We start from the raw sequence: 18,697 nt of genomic DNA, 5'->3' as shown, positions 1-18,697 counted from the left end.
GGAGTCTTATTAGTTAAACAGTACCCCTGCTACCAAACCAGCTGCCACTATCATGTAGGAAGGCACTTTCTCCCACAGCAAGACCATGAAGGTCGCGCCAATCAGCCCTAGATTGATAGGTGTATCGGGTAGGGGATGGTAGAGAAGGAACACGGCAGCGCACACTAGCCCAGCCGATACGGCATTCACGCCCTCCAAAGAGGCCTTCACGACACGGTACTGCTTGAGTTGGTCCCAAAACCGAATCAGGAAGAAGATGAGGAGTGTGCCTGGCATGAAGATACCTGCCGCTGCTACCAAGCCGCCAAGTATTTGGCCACCTAGTCCATATTCGCGCATGGATAGGGCACCGATATAAGAGGCAAAAGCAAAGTTTGGTCCAGGTAAGGCTTGGGTTAAGCCGTAGCCAGAAAGAAACTCGGGGGGCGTGAGATAATGCTTGAACTCTACAAATTCGGCAAATAGAAGAGGGGCTAGTACCTGCCCGCCCCCGAATACCAAGGAGCCGTTACGATAGAAATTCTCGAAAAGCAATACAGGTAATTCCCGTGTGTAGTGCCCTAACACGGCCGCGCCTATCAGCACCCCTATCCACAAAATGAAATTGGCCCATTCGATGCGAAGCGGCTGTTTATCAACCACGGGGGTAAGCTTCCGGTAGCGGAAAGTAGTTACTAAGCCGCCGCCTAGTAACAACAGGGGCAGCACGGTTGGTAGTTGAAAACGGTACGCTAGTAAGGCTGCTGCCACCATCAGCGCTACTGACGTCTTGGTATGGATGACCTTTTCGGCAATCTTATATGCCGAGTAGGCTACAAACCCTACGGCAATAGGCTGGATATACTGCACCAGACCAGCCACCTGTTCCTTGTCGAGGTAGCTCATGGCCATGCCGGCCGCCGTCATGATCGTGACGGCGGGTAGCATCCACACAAACAGTGTAAGGTATGCTAGGTTGGGGCCGCCAAGTCGGAAGCCGATGGCCGTAATAGTTTGGGTGGAAGTCGGGCCAGGCAGTAGTTGGCACAACGCCATGATTTCCAGTAATTCAGCGGAAGTCAGGTACCGCCGCTTGTCTACGAGCAGCCGGAGCATCATGGCCGTGTGGGCCTGCGGACCGCCAAATGCAGTACAAGCTAAGGCAGCAACGTCCTTGAGGAAGATGATACCGCGCACCCGACGAGTACGCAGCCTGCGTCCACGCGGCGGACTAAGCTTCACTTCGGTTGGTGACGGCGCGGGTGGCGTAGAAAGCACTGGTGGGATAGGAATTGCGGTTGTCGTTTTGCGTTGGTCAGCCGAGTTTATAATAGTAAGTACGCGAAAAAAATCCTGGCTATTTCCAAGAACTACTTGCTTTTTTACTACTGCTGAACCATTTAGTTATCTGAACCAATGGAGGCAACATGGCGTGAAAGCTTTAGCTATAGGCCTCTTATTAACTCTGCACAAGTGAAATTTGCTGTAGCCCTGAAAAGAAATACCCGCCAGCAAAGTGTCGGCAGGTATTTCTTTAAAAGCTTGCTAACCCTCTAAAACGACTAGCAACGTAGTTCTAAGAACTACTTTTTCTTGAGACCCAATTCGATTAAGCGCTCATTCAAAAACTCACCAGCCGTGATGTCAGCTTCCTTCTTCGGGTTATCGGGAGTTACGCAGCTTTCGAGGGCGGCAAGGCTCATTTCCGAACGAGGGTGCATAAAGAATGGCACCGAGAAGCGTGAAGAATTCATCTTTTCGCGGGGTGGGTTCACTACGCGGTGAATGGTGCTTTTCAACACGCCATTGGTGAGGCGCTGCAGCATGTCGCCCACGTTTACCACAATTTGGTCGGGGAGGGCGGTGATAGGAATCCACTTGTCGTCGCGACGCTTCACCTGTAGGCCGTCGGCACTAGCACCCATCAGCAGCGTAATCAGGTTGATGTCGCCGTGTTCGGCGGCCCGAACGGCATCGGCTGGTACCGCATCTGGGTTTTCGATAGGGAAATAATGAATCGGACGCAGAATGCTGTTGCCGTTGCGCACTTTGTCGTCAAAGTAGTTTTCGGGCAAGTTCAGGTACAAAGCAATAGCACGAAGCACATCTTTACCCGCTGCTTCCAGCGTGCGGTAAGTGGTAAAAGTGCTCTTTTGGAAGGTTGGTACTTCCTCAGGCCAAACGTTGGCCGGATACTCTTTGCCAATCGGGTCGTCGGTATCTTCCACTTCCTGTCCGACATGATAAAACTCCTTCAGGTCGCCGGTGTTGCGACCTTTGGCGTGCTCTTTGCCCTTGCTGATGTAGCCGCGCTGACCAGCTAACTCTGGGTACTCGTAGCGCTGCTTACGGTCGTCGGGCAATGAAAAAAAGGCTTTTACGTCAGCATAGAGCGCCTGGGTCTGCTCCTCGGATAGGCCGTGGTTCTTGAGTGCTACAAAACCAATGTTCTGGTAGGCTTCACCGAGTTGCTGTACGAAACGAGCTTTACGCTCCGGGTCACCGGAACGAAAGTCCGCGAGGTCGAGGGAGGGAATTTCTTCCAGCAATTTGTCTGCCATCTTGGAAAATCACTATACTTTTGAACAATGAATATGTGTTACGCAAGGTACTCAAAAAACTAACGTTGATTAGGTAAAGCCAGTTCTTCAAGTTTTACCATAACAAGCCAATTCTTGATTCTTTCTTTAAATTCTTTTCTATGCAAATTTCTACGCGAATTCTAGTTTCTCTTCTTTTATTAGGACTGGCCGCTTGCGACGCCGCCAAGCAAGTCACCGAAGCAACTTCGGTAACCACCACGACTTCAAGTTCTTCTAGCGCCGCTGGCAGCATAGAGAAAAATGGACTGCGCCTGACGCCTTTTTTTGATTCGCCTAAGTTCCCGACCGCGCAACTGCGCTTGAGTACACCCGCTACTGGTTCTACGGTGCCGAGCGGAGCAGTGCCTTTTAAATACGAGATAACCAACTTCCTCTTAACCAAAATGAGTGGTGGTATGCACTCCGAGGATATGGCTAACTCCATGAAAGGGCAGCACATTCATAATATCGTTGACAACGAGCCTTATACTGCGCATTACGAAACTGGATTCACCAAAAACCTAGTTGATGGCCAGCACGTGGTGTTGTCCTTCCTTTCACGCTCCTACCACGAAAGCCTAAAGCATCGGGGCGCGTACGACTTGCGACTTGTTACAGTTGGCAAAGCAGACCCCAGCGCTACACCTTTCGACCTGAAAGCGCCGCATCTCTTCTATAGCCGCCCCAAAGACGTGTACACCGGCAAAGACACGCAAAAGGTGATGCTCGATTTCTACCTCGTCAATACTAACATAGAGCCAGGTGGCACGCAGGTACGCGCTACCATCAACGGCAACGAATTTATGCTCGATCAATGGGCTCCTTACATGATGGAAGGATTGCCTATGGGTGAAAACACGGTGAAGCTGGAATTGGTTGATAGCAGTGGGAAACTGATTCCTGGTCCTTTCAATTCCGTTACGCGTAGCTTTTCGCTTCAGCCTTAGTACCAGTTGTTTGGCTGTGGCTTACATTGGCGGGCTAAGTACTAAGCCTTATTCTGTTATATCTGCTAGGCATAGTCTAAGGACTGGTACGCAACAACATCGTACCTTCGCGTATCAGACGAGTGATATGAAGCTTCGAGAGTTAAACATCTCGTCTAAATCCCGCTAAATTACGTATTATCGACACCCACAGCACTTGTTGTGGGCCGCTACATTTTCTCTTTATGAAAGAAAATCTCGCCGCTTCCACTGGGCTTATTTCGTTACCGAAAGCCCCGACGGGTATTATAGGGCTTGACGAGATTACAGAAGGTGGGCTGCCCAAAGGACGCCCAACGTTGATTTGCGGAAGTGCTGGCTGTGGCAAAACCCTGATGGGTATTGAGTTTCTGGTACGCGGCGTGCTCGACTATGGCGAGCCTGGTGTCTTCATGGCGTTCGAAGAAACGGCCGAAGAATTGGCCGCTAACGTTACTTCGCTCGGCTTCGACTTACCCGGCCTGCAAGAACAGAAGCTGCTGCGCATCGACCATGTGCACGTCGACCGATCCGAGATAGAAGAAACCGGCGAGTACGACTTGGACGGGTTGTTTATTCGCTTGGGCTATGCCATCGATACCATTGGTGCCAAGCGCGTGGTACTCGATACCATTGAGTCGCTCTTTTCTGGCTTTCCCAATCAAGCCATATTGCGCTCCGAAATTCGGCGGTTGTTTCGCTGGTTGAAAGACAAGGGCGTGACTACCGTAATTACTGCTGAGCGCGGCGAAGGGTCACTTACGCGGCAGGGCTTAGAGGAGTACGTGTCGGACTGCGTGATTTTGCTTGATAACCGAGTTATCGATCAAATTACTACCCGTCGGCTGCGCATAGTGAAGTACCGCGGTAGCACGCATGGCACCAACGAATATCCATACCTGATTACTGAGAGTGGCATTTCTGTCCTGCCAGTTACGTCGCTCAAACTCGAACACGAAGTTTCCGAACAAATTGTGTCGACGGGCATTCCGGCACTAGACGAGATGTTCGGCCGCAAAGGCTTCTATGAAGGCAGTAGCATTTTGCTGACGGGTACTGCTGGCACAGCCAAAACTACCTTGGCGGCGGCATTTGCACAGGAAGTCTGTTTGCGTGATGGGCGTTGTCTCTATTTTGCGTTCGAGGAGTCGCCCCAGCAGCTGGTGCGCAATATGCGCTCGGTGAGTATTGATTTAGAGCCCCACGTTCAGGCTGGCCGACTGCTCATTGAAGCTTCCCGACCTACGCTCAATGGGTTGGAGCGGCACTTAGTCACGATTCATAAGTTGGTTGCCGAGTTTAAACCTACGGCTGTCATCATCGATCCAATCAGCAACCTCATCAATGTAGGCAACGTGGGAGAGGTGCGAAGCATGCTCACACGCCTCATCGATTTTCTGAAAGTCAACGGAATCACGGCTTTATTTACTTCTCTGATTAGCGGTACCCTGCAAATGGATACCACGGAAGAAGGAGTTTCTTCGCTGGTAGACACCTGGATCAGTGTGCGAGACCTGGAAGGCATAGGTGAACGGAACCGCGGATTAAGCATTTTGAAGGCACGCGGAATGGCGCACTCCAATCAAGTTCGGGAGTTCATCATCACCGACCAAGGCATTCAGTTGCTGGATGTAGTGGTTGGGCCAACGGGCATCGTGACCGGGGCAAGCCGACTAGCGCGGCAGTTGCAAGAGCAGGCGCAGGCTGCGGCCGCGCAGCAGGAGTTGGAGCGCAAAGATCGGGAGCTAGAGCGCCGTCGCCGGGTACTAGAGGCAACCATTGCCAACTTGCGCACCGAGTTCGAATCGGTGGAAGAAGAATTTCGGCAGATCAACAGCAAAGAACAAGACCGCCAACAATCGACTGCCAAGGCGAAGCCGTCACCTGCCTTACCCGCGACTGACCGGCCGGAGCCAACTGGCCAGCAACCTACCACCTAGACCTACTATGGATACTGAATCTGCCACCCCCGAGCCAAGTCAAAACGAAGACTACTGGGAACTGCGCTTGTACGTAGCTGGTCAAACCGCAAAATCGGTGGCGGCCATTGCCAACCTGAAAAAATACTGTGCCCAACACTTACAAGGTCGCTACCAACTAGAGGTTATCGACTTACTTGTAAACCCACAGCTAGCTGAAGGCGACCAAATTTTGGCCATTCCAACGCTGGTAAGGAAAGTTCCTGTGCCAATTCGCAAAATTATTGGTGACCTCTCAAACGAAGAACGAGTGCTAGTAGGGCTTGATATAAGGCCTGCTGGAAACAAGCTTGCGCAATAGCATGGAGGACAATGAAAAGCCACCGGAAAGTGGTGCTGAATACGTGCTGCATCTCTACATTACGGGTGCCACACCTAACTCAACGCGAGCTGTTCGCAACATCAAAGAAATTTGCGAGTTATACCTGAAAGGTCGGCATGAGTTGCTGATCGTCGATATCTATCAGCAACCCGAATTGGCACAGGGAGAACAACTTATTGGCATTCCAACCCTCATAAAAAAACGCCCTGGCCTCGTCCGGCGGTTGGTCGGCGACCTGTCGGACCGGGCGCGGGTACTTACAGCCTTGGGGTTGCCCACGCTTCCGTCTAGCGACCCTGACCCTACCGATGGCTGATTCTTCTTCGTCTTCTTCGCTGGACCTGGCTCGTGAAAACGAGGACCTGCGTCATCGGCTGCAAGAAGCCGAAGACCTTATTTATGCCGTGCGCACGGGCGCCGTCGATGCGCTGGCTATTCAAAGCCCCGATGGCCCCCGGATTTTCACGCTGCAAGGCGCCGATGAAGGTTACCGTACCCTCATCGAGCAGATGAACGAAGGCGCTATGTTGCTCAACCACGACGGCACCATCTTGTATTGCAATGCCTGCTTGGCGAGTTGGTTGCAGCGGGGGCTGGAAGAAGTGATGGGCGCCTCGTTTGCGAGCTTCGTGCCAGCAAGTTTTCAGGCATACTGGAGCGCGCTGCTAGCACAGAGCTGGACCGGGCACGGCAAGGGCGAACTGCCGGTGCAAACCAAAGATGGAGCATTGCAACCTCTTTCGCTGTCGTTGAAAGTGCTGACTTTCAACGACAACTTGGTGGTAGCCGTTATCCTAACTGACCTATCTGCGGAGCGGGAAATCAGAATTATTCAGGCGCTGGTTACCGAGCAGAACGCGGTAATCGACCGCAAAAACAAGGAACTGAAGCTGCAGGAAGCAGCCCGTTTGATAATAGAGCAAGCAGCGGCCGAGGCCAACCGAATGCTGGAAGGCATCCCGCAGATTGCCTGGACCGCGAATACAGAAGGAACAACCACTTATTTCAATCGTCGTTGGTTTGACTATACTGGGCAACAAGCCAGCGCCGAGCAATACCAGTGGCAACCGTATCAGCACCCCACCGACGCTGTAGTAGCCAATGAGCGTTGGCAACAGTGCCTGCGCACTGGGGAGGTGTTTGAAGTAGAATTTCGTCTTCGGGGCTGGGATGGGACCTATCGCTGGATGCTGAGCCGGGCATTGCCCTCCCTGAACGCGAACGGTGAAATCATCGAGTGGATAGGCACGTGTACTGATATTCACGAGCACAAGATGGACCTGGAGCGTATCGACTTAGCTCAGCGGCAGTTGCAGGAAAACAATACGCAGCTGGTCCGCGCCAACGCCGACCTTGATAATTTCATCTACACGGCCTCTCATGATCTGAAAGCACCCATTACCAACATCGAAGGGCTATTGCACGCGCTGCTGATGGAATTGCCAGACAAAGGGCAGGAGGTACGCCCCATCATGAATATGATGCAAGAATCGGTGGATCGTTTCAAGCGCACCATTGAGCACTTAACCACTATCACCAAGCTGCAGAAAGAAAACGACTTACCAACAGCATCCGTCAACCTGGACCGGCTAATCGAGGAAGTGCGCCTGGATTTGTTGCCACAAATCAGCGACGCCGGCGCTTACCTTGAGGTGGATGTGCAGGAGTTGCCGACGCTTTCTTTTACGGAGAAAAATCTGCGTAGCATTATTTACAATCTACTCAGCAACGCTGTGAAATACCGCTCTCCGGAGCGGGTGCCAAACGTGCGAATTCAGTGCTGGCCAGATGGCGAGTATGCCATTCTGTTGGTGCAAGATAACGGCCTTGGTATGCGACTAACCAATAAGGAAAAGCTTTTCGCCATGTTCGAGCGGCTACACGACCATGTGGAAGGTAGCGGCATGGGACTCTATATCGTCAAGAAAATAGTGGAAAACGCTGGCGGCCGGATAGAGGTGGAAAGCCAGGTAGATGTGGGGTCCACGTTTAAAGTCTACTTGCGAAGGTAAGCGAACAACAAGAGAACTGGACGGTAGTTGATGTTGACACCAGGATCAGAGAAGTGAAACAGTGAAAGCACAGTTTTGAAGCGTTTTGCTCCTGGGGTTACGCTGCCTTAACCGCAACTTCACAGGAGCAGCAATATAATTCGTACTTGCCAAGAGGTTTAGTCATTTTATACAGAATCCACTCATGCCCAAACTTAGCTGTGTCTTATTAGTCGACGACGACCAGACGACCAACTATTTAAACCAGCTGCTCCTGAAGCGACTAAACGTAGCGGATAAGCTAGTAGTAGCGCTTAACGGAGCCGAAGCGTTGCAGCAGTTGCAAATCCACAGCGAAAACGCAAGTGAAGACCAGCCGATTCTGATTTTGTTGGATGTTAAGATGCCGGTCATGAATGGTTTCGAATTTCTAGAAGCTTTCGACCAGTTGCCGCAGCTTCAAAAGCAAGCTATAATTATCGTGATGCTGACCACTTCCTTACACCCGCAGGATGTTAGCCGGTTAGAGAAGCTTCCTATTGCCGGTCTGCTCAACAAACCTTTGACCAAGGAGAAAGTAGAAGGCATCATGCGCACTCATTTTAGTTCGCAACTTCCTAGCAACTAACTATTCAGTAGAGCTGTGTGCATAAAAGAACTGGTCAGTAATAAGTGTCACCGGATGTAATACTGGTATTTAACTTAGTAATGTAAGTCTGCAACACAAAGTGAATTCCTGCTCACCACTGTTATGCCCGCCAAGCTAGAGTCACTAAAAGTAGGGTAGAGATGGCTGGTGGTTTGAGCCAAGTCGGCAGTGTAACTAATTCCAACGAAGGAGCCAGTGCTGGGGTGGTAGTAAGTACACAAATTGTGCTGCTCTACAAACCGACAGCCAAGCGTAAGCTGTGCCTGGTCGGCAGACCCGGTAACCATTCCAGTCATAGCGTAGAATCCCACTAAAGCCGTGGGTGCTCACTCTACTCGATGTGGCCGAAACAAAAGCAACGGTGAGGAAGAGTAACTATGGTGCGCATTAGCAGCATATTGCATGTTGCCAGCATCTACAAGGCTCTGCGCCCGCTACCGGCGGCAAGCACAAGGCCAACTGAATGCCGAGCCAGCAAAGACTTACAGCGCGCCGAGTGGTCCGCTTCCCTCGGTTGCTTCATGAGGTGCACTTACGTCAGTAGAGTTGACTTCATAAGATGCAATTATCAGGTTCTCTTAACTGATCAGCATCGGCCGCGTGCAAAAGCGGGCTGTTAGGTGAAGACAAGCAAGTTACTTCGGCGCCCTGAGCACAGCAACCGTCGAGTAGAATCGGATATTAGTCAAAATTTACATGCTGTAGTAGCCTCTATTGCTACCTTTGTCCTCGCTTAAATTTATAATAGAAACTTCGCGCCTCCCTCCAGCGTCTCTTTAGCTCTAATTATCTTAAGGACCTAGACGTGGACACAGGCTCTTGTTTTGCCAGTCAGCTTATGAGAATAAAGAATGTAGTGCTGTTGGTGGGGATAGTAGGAGGAGTTTCTGGAGGCGTACAAGCACAGCACGCCGTTTGGGCGGGCAAAGTGGTGGCCGTATCGTCGCAGAAAGCAGAAGGGAAAGAAGACTTCTCACCAGAGAAAGTATTGGGTGAACCCAATGCGCAGCCATTAGGGCAGGTCAGCAACGAAGCCTGGATTCCAAGAAAGGAAAGCAACAACGAATTCATTGAGGTACGCTTTGGTAAGTCGCTCGTTGCCAAGCAAGTCACAGTAGTGGAAAACTTCAATCCGGGCTCGGTATCTAAAATCGAGCTGGTTGATACCCGAGGCCAGAAGCACGAAGTCTACCAAAACGAAAGCCCCGGACCGATTCCCGAGCAGTTCCGTTCTTTGCAAATCACATTTTCGCCGGGTACCTATCGTACCATCGGGGTGGTGGTGACCATGAACACTAAAGCCGTGAATGGGGTAAACCAGATTGACGCCATCGGCATTGCCGACGTGGCCGAAACCATGGTCAAAAAAGAGTTTAAGGGCGAGGCCGAAAGCGTAAAGTTCGACTCGGCTATGGTGAACCTGGGTCCCAACGTTAACTCCAAGTACGTTGATACGCACCCCGTTATTTCGCCCGACGGCCGCACGCTGTTCTTTGCCCGGCAGGAAAGTCCGCAGAACGTGGGCGGCGCCAACGACGTGCAGGACGTGTGGTACTCGACGCAGGTTAACTCCAAGAACAATTCCTGGAATCCAGCCAAAAACATTGGGGCTCCTATCAATACCCCTGGTCCCAACGGTCTGGCATCAGTGTCATCGGATGGAAATTCTGCCGTGCTGATCAACGTCTACAACGAAGACGGCTCTCTGGACCCGAAAGGGCTGAGTTTGTCTAGACGGACTAAAACGGGTTGGAGCAAGCCACAGAAGATATTCATCGACGATTTCTACAACGACGACCCGGAAAACGTAGATTATTTCCTGGGGACCTCCGGTAAAGTGCTGCTGATGGCGGTGCAGCGTAAGGATGGCCAGGGGGAACAGGATATCTACGTGACGCTCCGTAAGGCTGACGGCAAAACGTGGGGCCGTCCGATCAACCTTGGAGCCAGCATCAACACCAAAAAGCCGGAGTTTGCGCCTTTCCTGGCGGCCGATGGCAAAACGCTCTACTTCGCATCGGAAGGACACGGTGGCTACGGCAAGAGTGATATCTTCTACTCCAAGCGCCTCGACGACAGCTGGACTAACTGGACCAAGCCCCGCAACCTGGGTCCTAGCGTGAACTCACCAGACTTCGATGCCTACTATGTGGTATCGGCTGCGGGGGAGGAGGCTTATTTGGTGTCGTCGCGCAACGGAACCGGTAATTCCAAGGACATCTTCCGGATCAACCTTACGCCTCAATTCAAGCCAGAAGTGGTAACGCTGGTGCGTGGGCAAGTCCTTGATGCAGCAACCAAAAAGCCGGTAACTGCCACTATCCGCTACGAGAACTTGCTTACGGGCGAGGAAATAGGAGTGGCCGAGACTAGTCCCGTCGATGGTTCCTATACCATTGTGCTGCCTTCCGGAGTTCACTACGGGTACCGCGCCGAATCCCCTAACTACCTCGCTGAGTCCGACAACCTCGACGTAACGGACCGTCAGAACTACTCCGAGGTGAAGCAGGATCTGTATCTGGTGCCATTCGCTGTAGGTCAGACGATTAAGCTGAACAACATTTTCTTCTCGCAGAGCAAATATTATCTGCGTGAGAATTCATACCCGGAGCTACAACGCTTGATCCGGACGCTGAAGGAGTATACCACGGTCGAAATCAAGATTGAAGGCCACACCGACAACCAAGGCGACCCAGCCCTCAACCTTAAGCTGAGCCAGGACCGCGTGAATGAGGTAAAGAAATACCTCGTGTCGAAAGGCATTTCCAGCAGCCGTATCACCGTCGAAGGCTTCGGAGATACTAAGCCAATTGCCAGCAACGATCAGGAAGAAACCCGCAAGCTCAACCGGCGCGTCGAGTTCCGAATTACCAAGAAGTAGAACCCCAACTCTTATAGACATGTGGCTTCTACAAGAAAAGGCCACCCAAGCATTGCTCGGGCGGCCTTTTCTTATGGGGTAACGCTACCTTATTGAGTGCGCCGCGCCGCTTGCTAGCTGGCTGTTGCACTCAATTGTGAGCGTGAACAACCATACGGCTGTGCTGCCATTACTTTAAGAAATGTTAGGATAGCCGCGTCTCGTCGCGGCCAGGTTTACCACTGCTGCTTTGGTTTCCGGGGTTAGCAATGGAGTCGCGCATGTCAGTGTCGGACTGGATGTTGCGCATCTTATAGTAGTCCATTATGCCGAGGTTGCCGGAGCGGAAAGCTTCAGCCATGGCTTTCGGAATTTCGGCTTCGGCTTCTACCACGCGGGCTTTGGCTTCCTGCGTTTTGGCGCGGTTTTCTTGTTCCACAGCTACGGCCATGGCCCGGCGTTCTTCGGCCTTGGCTTCAGCTACTTTCAGGTCGGCAGTAGCTTGGTCTATCTGGAGCTTGGCTCCAATGTTTTCTCCGATGTCGATATCAGCAATGTCGATGGAGAGAATTTCGAAGGCCGTACCCGCATCTAGCCCTTTGCTAAGTACTAGTTTGGAAATCTTGTCGGGGTTTTCGAGCACTTCCTTATGCGACTTCGACGAGCCGATGCTGGTTACGATGCCTTCACCTACCCGGGCCAGGATAGTTTCTTCGCCAGCACCGCCTACCAATTGCGTGATGTTGGCGCGTACCGTAATGCGGGCTTTGGCGATAAGCTGAATCCCGTCCTGCGCTACGGCTGCTACATTAGGCGTGTTAATCACTTTCGGATTGACGCTCGTCGTAACCGCTTCAAATACGTCACGGCCGGCCAGGTCGATGGCAGTGGCTTGCTTGAAGGTGAGGGGAATATTGGCTTTATCTGCTGAGATCAGGGCCTTTATTACGCTAGGAATGTTGCCGCCTGCCAAGTAGTGCGTTTCCAAATCGTTGGCCGTCAGCGCTAAACCCGCCTTGGTGCTCGTTATCATCGAATTGACAATAAGAGAAGGCGGCACTTTCCGAACCCGCATGAATGCCAACTGAAACAAGCTCACGCTCACCCCCGAAAATACCGCCGTTATCCAGAGGCTAATGGGGAAGAAATAAAGGAAGACCAACAGAACAATGGCTCCAATGATAAGCGGAAAGAGGGGAAAGTCCATCGGTTACAGAATAAGCTTGCTCGGCACGTGCCGAGTATGAGACGAGTTGTAGTAAACCAGCGGGTATGCCGCCCAACATGAGGCTGTTGTGAGGCGGCACTATTGAACTATAGTGGAGCTAAGCTAAAGTTTATGCGACACTTTCCACCACAATTCGATTTTGCTCGATGCGTAGTACCCGCACCTCCGTGCCGGCCGCTACATACTCGCCGCGGGTAGTTACCTCACGGCGGTCATCCTCGAACAGTACCGTGCCCGCTGGCCGAAGAGCCGATAACGTACGGCCGACGGTTCCGGGCAGTACATCTGGCAGCCGCACATCCCGCACATGAGAGTTGTTGACATCGTTGAGGGCTACGCGGCTTATATTCCGCGGCCGCAGGCCGATGTATACCAGTATTCCCGTGGCAGCCAACGAGGCAACGAGTAGAATATGGCCGGTACCAGCGCCCAGGTCGCGGTAGCCGAACCAAATACCGGCCGCTAGCAACGCAAAGCCGATCAGGCCAACCACCGTAGTGCCTGGAATGAAAATAACCTCAGCCACCAGAAACAGCAGGCCGAACAAGAGCAGCAAGGCGATGGTAAGCCAGTCCATAGGCAATGGCAAGCGGGTCCATACAAGCAGTTCCATAGCAGTAAGTGGTTGGAGGTGAAAAGATACGCAGAAAGATTGCGCAGAACGTAGTAGCAGGTCGGGGCATACTATCTTGATAAGGCGCTGCTATTTATAACAGTCCATACCCACGTCTCGTGCCATAGGCTAAACGCCTAGCAGTGGGTGGTGAGTACCAAAGTTGATCGGCCTTCAATTGCTGTTGGCAAGAAAAATATTCCAACAAAGCTTCCTGACTTTCCCTCTCACGGTGCGTAGTGATGCCTATGATGAAGCAACGCGAAGTAACCGACCAACATAACACCACTTGGACCTGCGTGCAAGCCTACGCTGGTGTAGACAGCAGTGCTGCCGCCGAAGCCACTAAACTCAGTGAAACCGACGCCGGGGGCGTGCCCGTTGTATGCACGCCTAGCGGGGAGCTCAAACAGTCCGGCTTGAATTAGAGAAGGATTGGTTCGACAGCCTGTCGGATGAAGAGCTAGCTACTGCCATTACAGCTGCACAGTAACTAGGCTTTCCTTCACAAGAAAGCCCCGCTACAAAAGTTGCAGCGGGGCTTTCTTGTGAAGGAAAGTCGCGGGGCGCGGTGGCCTAGTAGGCGCGGGCGAAGTGTACGCGGCGCTTCGAGGGCTTGCCTGTTAGCATGTCTACACCGTCCTCGTCGGGTTCGGCAAGAGCCATGCAACGGATGGTGGCTTTGGTTTCCTCCTTGATGCGCTCCTCGGTTTCGGTAGTACCGTCCCAGTGCGCGACCACGAAGCCACCTTCACCTTCTAGGGCCTGCTTAAACTCCTCGTATGTATCGACGCGGTGGGTGTGCGTTTCCCGAAACTTGAGAGCTTTTTGGTAGATGCTGGTTTGGATATCGTCGAGCAGCGCGGCTACGTTGTTTACGATGTCAGCCAGCGGCATATTCATTTTCTCTTTGGTATCGCGGCGCGCTACTTCTACGGTACCGTTCTCCAAGTCGCGCATGCCAACGGCAAGGCGCACTGGCACACCTTTCAGCTCCCACTCCGCGAACTTGAAGCCGGGACGCTCGGTGTCTCGGTCGTCTACCTTCACAGATATACCCCGATCAATCAAGCCCATTTGCATAGGCCGGATGCGCTCTAGCAACTCGTCGAGCTGGCCGGTTTTGTAAATAGGCACAATCACCACTTGGATAGGAGCCAATTTGGGTGGCAGCACCAAGCCTTCATCGTCAGAGTGGGCCATAACCAAAGCGCCCATCAGACGGGTGCTTACGCCCCAGCTGGTACCCCATACATGTTCTAAAGCGCCTTCCTTATTGGTGAACTGCACATCGAAAGCTTTGGCGAAGTTCTGCCCCAAGAAGTGAGAAGTACCTGCTTGAAGGGCCTTCCCATCCTGCATCAAGCCTTCGATGCAATACGTATCCAAGGCACCCGCAAACCGTTCGTTCTCGGTTTTTACGCCTTTAACTACGGGCAGCGCCATCCATTCTTCGGCGAACTGGGCGTACACTTCCAGCATCTGGCGGGTTTCGGCTACTGCTTCCTCGGCGGTGGCGTGGGCTGTGTGGCCTTCCTGCCACAGAAACTCGGCGGTACGCAAGAACAAGCGAGTGCGCATTTCCCAGCGTACTACGTTGGCCCACTGGTTGATGAGCAAGGGCAAGTCGCGGTAGCTTTGAATCCAGTTTTTGTAGGTGCTCCAAATGATGGCTTCTGAGGTAGGACGTACAATCAGTTCTTCCTCTAGGCGGGCGTTGGGGTCAACGCGCAGTTTGCCCGGATTGTCGGGGTCGGTTTGGAGGCGGTAATGCGTTACAACGGCACATTCCTTGGCAAATCCTTCGGCGTTTTTCTCTTCCGCTTCAAACAAGCTTTTGGGGACAAAAAGCGGAAAATATGCGTTCTGATGTCCGGTGCGCTTAAACATATCGTCAAGGGTGCGCTGCATCTTTTCCCATATGGCGTAGCCGTAGGGTTTGATGACCATGCAGCCCCGCACAGCGGAGTTTTCGGCAAGACCCGCACGCTTTACTAACTCATTGTACCACAGTGAGTAATCTTCACTCCGTTTAGGCAAACCTTTGCTCATATTTTAGGGTATCTTTGGTCAAGTAGAAAAGTTCCGGTTTGGCCTAAAATTTGTCATATCCAAAACAGCACCGTTTCGCCGCCAAATTACGTTAATAAATAAACTGAAGCCTGACCTTATAGAATGTTTGCTACGCCAAACAACCTTTCGTCGCTTCACTTGCTCTTTACTTCGCCCGCCTTCCTATTCACGCAAGCAGCCATGAAAAATTTCATTCCCTCCTTATTGCCCGCTTTGGCCCTGCTTACGTTGGGTGGATGTGCTGGCACTAGCGCCCTTTCCACTACGGAGAATGACGGCGTTTATTATTCGTCTCAGGATCGTACTACACACAACGCTACAGCATCGGTAGCTAACACTACGCCGACCACAGAAGCAGAGTCAGGCGACGAAATTTCCAATCCGGATTATGCCGCCGACGGTAAGCAGAGTTCCACTGTAACCGAGTCGACGGAATACTACGATGACGACTATGCGTACTCCTCGCGCATTCGTCGGTTCCACCAGCCCTACTACCGCGGCTTCGGCTATGGCTACAACGATTTCGTGTATGCCGACCCCTTCTGGTATGGCGGCTCCCCGTACTACGGCAACTCTTTCTACGATCCCTTCTATAGCCCTGGTTATGGCTATGGTGGGTTCGGTAGCTACGTCAATATCAACATCGGCTTCGGCTTTGGCAGACCTTGGAGCTACAACCCATGGCGCTATGGCCGCGGCTACAGCATCTTCGATAACTACTATGGTTATGGTGGATATGGCGGCTACGGTGGCTATGGTTATGGTGGCTACGGGTACAACAATTACTACAACGTCAACAATTATTACGGTGGTAACTCAGGCTCAGGGCGTAACGTGCGCTATGGTGCCCGCGACGGCCGTAGTGCAGAAGCTGGCACGGCTGGCCGCAGCAGTGTAGGTACTGGCAATGTTACGGGTTCGCGCAGCCGTGCAATCAGCGAAGGCGGTGTTGCTGCTCCTACTGGTGGGCGTAGCTCTACAGGTGGTATCACGGACAACGGTGGTGTAGCTCAACCATCAGGCCGAGGCCGTTCGCGCTCAGCAGACGCTGGTACGCTAGGCGGTGTTCCATCGGAAGTTAGTACAGGTGGTCGTGAGGCGGGCAACGTGACGGATCAGCAAGTAACGGGCCGCGCTGGCAGATACCGGCAGAACGCAAATGCCATCGAGCAAATCAACAACGGAGGTACTATTGCACAGCCTTCGTACGAAAGCCGGGGACGTCGGCGGGCCACAGAAGCTGTTGGCAATGTAAACGACGGGTCTATCCAGCAGTCTACGCAGCCTCAGTACTCGCAGCCACGCCGGACGCGGTTCAGCGAGCTGAATACCAATCAAAGCAGTGGCGGCCAGACGGCAGAGCAACCAGTGCGTCGTCAGCGCACATACGAAGCACCTCAGCGGACATACGAGCAGCCTACCCGTTCGTACGAGGCACCTCAGCGCACTTACTCCGAGCCATCACGCAGCAGCTCTTCCTTCCCTTCAAGTGGAGGGGGTAATAGCGGAGGAGGCAACAGTGGCGGCGGTAACAGCGGAGGTGGCGGCGGCCGTGGCCGTGGGCGCGACTAATACGTTCTTGTTCAGAACCTGATTTGTGACGGGCCTAAGAGGCCTACCTTCTCTTTCCTCAAATGAAAAATCTGAAATACTGGCTTGCCGTGGCTCTGCTGAGCCCGGCTAGCCACAGCTTTGCCCAATACGCAACGGATGCGCTTCGCTTTTCGCAAACCCAACCTTCCGGTACTGCTCGCTCATTAGGTGTTGGAGGCGCTAATGTGGCCGTCGGCTCTGATTTGGGCAACCTCGTTACGAACCCCGCGGGCTTAGGCCTTTTCCAGCGTTCTGAGGTTAGCTTCACGCCCGGAGTCGGCATCGGGAATACTGATAGCCAAGTGTACGGCACCACAACTACCGATGGTCGCAACAGTGTACACGTTGCCAATTTTGGAGTTGCTTTCGCCAACCGCCGTCCCGACACTGATAACAGTCCTTGGAGAGGCGGAACACTTGCCATAGGGTTAAACCGTATCAACGACTTCAATCAGAGCTTCCGCTACCGGGGGTCTTTTGCTGGTGGGCCATCAAGGGCCGGTAGCAACATCCTAAACTATTTCAACAGAGGTATTACTGTCGAACAAGCCAATGACTTTGACGATTTGGCTTACGAAGCTTTTTTAACTGAAGAAGATCCTAAAGGTCGTTACGTACCTAGCGACTATGACCAGGCCAGATTGGGTTCACTCAACCAAGATGAAACAGTATTAACTACTGGTTCCCAAACCCAGTTTGATATTGGGTATGGCGCTAGCTACCGCGACCGGCTCTATATTGGAGGCGCTATTGGTATTGTGAGCACCCGCTTTAATTCTACAAGTACGCTAACAGCTACTGACCCGTCGCCTGCTAATGGGCAGATAGAAGGTACTAATTTTGGGAGCCTCACCTACCGGGAAGTACTGGAAACCCGAGGAAGCGGAATTAACGCTCGAATTGGCGCAATTTACCGGGTCAATGATGCGGTGCGGGTAGGTGCTTCTGTGCAAACGCCGACCTTGCATAGCTTGTCGGAAACGTATTCGTCTTCTTTGAATGTGGTTTACGATACACCCATCACCATAGAAGGCAAAACGTATTCTTCTGGTAATGCTGCTACCGATCCTGGCACCTTCGATTATCGGTTAACTTCTCCTTTCCGAGCTTCGGGAGGCGCTGCCGTAGTAATTGGTAAGCATGGTTTCTTGAGTGGCGACGTTGAGTACGTGAATTATGGTCAAGCTCGCCTGAACAACGACAACACCAACGACGCGGGCGCAAGCAGTGTTTATGATTTTGGAGACGATAATGACGACGTTAAGGCCTTGTATCAGTCGGCAGTGAACCTGCGGTTGGGAGGCGAGTTGCGCTACGATATATTCCGATTCCGGGCAGGGTTTGCGCACTACGGCGACCCGTACAAAGCAAATACCCGCGACCGGTCACAGAGCTACTATACAGGTGGCGTAGGCTTACGGCAGAAGAACTTCTTCTTGGACTTAGCTGGCGTTTACAATACGGCTAAGCGCTACTACAATCCTTATGTTATGCCTAGACTCGAGGATACGCCTGAAGTTGTGGTTGATGCTAATCGTTTCACTACCACCATTACAGCCGGCTTTCTATTCTAATCCCTAGTTGAGGAAATTGAAACTACTCGTGAGGTAAATAAAGTAAAAGCCCACTTTCATTTGAAGGTGGGCTTTTGCTTTGATAAGCTCCAAGGGCAAAACTGCTGTCTTATTTAGCGATGCGCACCTGAAGTTTAATGGCCGGAGTAGGTGTAGTAAGAAAAGATTGAATGAAAATAAGCCCATACTTAGCTGGATTTCCATCGGTTTTGAATGCAAATACTCTTCCTGTTCCTCTAGCCCTCAGAGCCCCGGTGCGAGTAACAGATGGCAAGACTTGCCCACTGTT

The 18,697-nt window shown here is 52.3% G+C and carries 15 protein-coding genes; 10 read left to right on the top strand and 5 right to left on the bottom strand.

Annotated features, from left to right (window positions below):
• Positions 1 to 9: 9 nt before the first annotated feature.
• Together chrA and MUN86_RS21515 are read right to left on the bottom strand one after the other, a co-directional pair.
• Entirely contained in the window at positions 10 to 1,191 is a 1,182-nt protein-coding gene (gene chrA, locus MUN86_RS21520; protein ID WP_245125809.1) for a chromate efflux transporter, read from the bottom strand.
• Positions 1,192 to 1,562: 371 nt separating this feature from the next.
• Positions 1,563 to 2,540, bottom strand: coding sequence for an isopenicillin N synthase family dioxygenase (locus tag MUN86_RS21515; protein ID WP_245120036.1), 978 nt, complete (start codon positions 2,538 to 2,540; stop codon positions 1,563 to 1,565).
• 140 nt (positions 2,541 to 2,680) lie between these two features.
• Between MUN86_RS21515 and MUN86_RS21510 the strand changes: the two genes are divergently transcribed.
• The 7 genes from MUN86_RS21510 to MUN86_RS21480 all read left to right on the top strand — a co-directional run bounded on the left by MUN86_RS21510 (position 2,681) and on the right by MUN86_RS21480 (position 11,348).
• On the top strand, positions 2,681 to 3,508 hold the full coding sequence (locus tag MUN86_RS21510) for a hypothetical protein (protein ID WP_245120035.1): 828 nt from the start codon (positions 2,681 to 2,683) through the stop codon (positions 3,506 to 3,508).
• A 224-nt stretch (positions 3,509 to 3,732) separates the two neighbouring features.
• Entirely contained in the window at positions 3,733 to 5,466 is a 1,734-nt protein-coding gene (kaiC, locus tag MUN86_RS21505; protein ID WP_245120034.1) for a circadian clock protein KaiC, read from the top strand.
• Between the two features lie 7 nt (positions 5,467 to 5,473).
• Positions 5,474 to 5,806 carry a circadian clock KaiB family protein gene (locus MUN86_RS21500; protein WP_245120033.1) on the top strand — a complete coding sequence of 111 codons (333 nt, stop codon included), beginning with the start codon at positions 5,474 to 5,476 and terminating at the stop codon, positions 5,804 to 5,806.
• Between the two features lies 1 nt (position 5,807).
• Positions 5,808 to 6,143, top strand: a complete 336-nt coding sequence (locus MUN86_RS21495; protein WP_245120032.1) for a circadian clock KaiB family protein — start codon at positions 5,808 to 5,810, stop codon at positions 6,141 to 6,143.
• Positions 6,136 to 7,839, top strand: coding sequence for a PAS domain-containing sensor histidine kinase (locus MUN86_RS21490; protein ID WP_245120031.1), 1,704 nt, complete (start codon positions 6,136 to 6,138; stop codon positions 7,837 to 7,839). The genes MUN86_RS21495 and MUN86_RS21490 overlap by 8 nt, the downstream gene beginning before the upstream one ends.
• A gap of 184 nt (positions 7,840 to 8,023) precedes the next feature.
• Positions 8,024 to 8,446, top strand: coding sequence for a response regulator (locus tag MUN86_RS21485; protein ID WP_245120030.1), 423 nt, complete (start codon positions 8,024 to 8,026; stop codon positions 8,444 to 8,446).
• Between the two features lie 859 nt (positions 8,447 to 9,305).
• Positions 9,306 to 11,348, top strand: a complete 2,043-nt coding sequence (locus MUN86_RS21480) for an OmpA family protein (protein ID WP_245120029.1) — start codon at positions 9,306 to 9,308, stop codon at positions 11,346 to 11,348.
• Positions 11,349 to 11,532: 184 nt separating this feature from the next.
• Here MUN86_RS21480 and floA read toward each other — a convergent pair whose 3' ends face one another.
• Both floA and MUN86_RS21470 read right to left on the bottom strand, forming a co-directional pair.
• On the bottom strand, positions 11,533 to 12,534 hold the full coding sequence (floA, locus tag MUN86_RS21475) for a flotillin-like protein FloA (RefSeq protein ID WP_245120028.1): 1,002 nt from the start codon (positions 12,532 to 12,534) through the stop codon (positions 11,533 to 11,535).
• 130 nt (positions 12,535 to 12,664) lie between these two features.
• Positions 12,665 to 13,168: an NfeD family protein gene (locus MUN86_RS21470; RefSeq protein WP_245120027.1), complete on the bottom strand. Its 504-nt coding sequence runs from the start codon at positions 13,166 to 13,168 to the stop codon at positions 12,665 to 12,667.
• Between the two features lie 248 nt (positions 13,169 to 13,416).
• Here MUN86_RS21470 and MUN86_RS21465 point away from each other — a divergent pair, with 248 nt between their 5' ends.
• Entirely contained in the window at positions 13,417 to 13,596 is a 180-nt protein-coding gene (locus MUN86_RS21465) for a hypothetical protein (protein ID WP_245120026.1), read from the top strand.
• Between the two features lie 148 nt (positions 13,597 to 13,744).
• On the opposite strand, the gene proS is transcribed toward MUN86_RS21465, so the two are convergent.
• Entirely contained in the window at positions 13,745 to 15,220 is a 1,476-nt protein-coding gene (proS, locus tag MUN86_RS21460; protein WP_245120025.1) for a proline--tRNA ligase, read from the bottom strand.
• Between the two features lie 201 nt (positions 15,221 to 15,421).
• On the opposite strand from proS, the gene MUN86_RS21455 reads away from it, so the two are divergent.
• Together MUN86_RS21455 and MUN86_RS21450 are read left to right on the top strand one after the other, a co-directional pair.
• Entirely contained in the window at positions 15,422 to 16,813 is a 1,392-nt protein-coding gene (locus MUN86_RS21455; protein ID WP_245120024.1) for a hypothetical protein, read from the top strand.
• 62 nt (positions 16,814 to 16,875) lie between these two features.
• Entirely contained in the window at positions 16,876 to 18,408 is a 1,533-nt protein-coding gene (locus tag MUN86_RS21450; RefSeq protein WP_245120023.1) for an OmpP1/FadL family transporter, read from the top strand.
• The last annotated feature ends 289 nt before the right edge of the window (positions 18,409 to 18,697 follow it).

It is taken from the genome of Hymenobacter volaticus, from assembly GCF_022921055.1.
Classification (GTDB): Bacteria; Bacteroidota; Bacteroidia; order Cytophagales; family Hymenobacteraceae; genus Hymenobacter; species Hymenobacter volaticus.
Note: the sequence above shows the minus strand (reverse complement) of the source record. Positions and strands in the feature narration are given on the sequence as shown.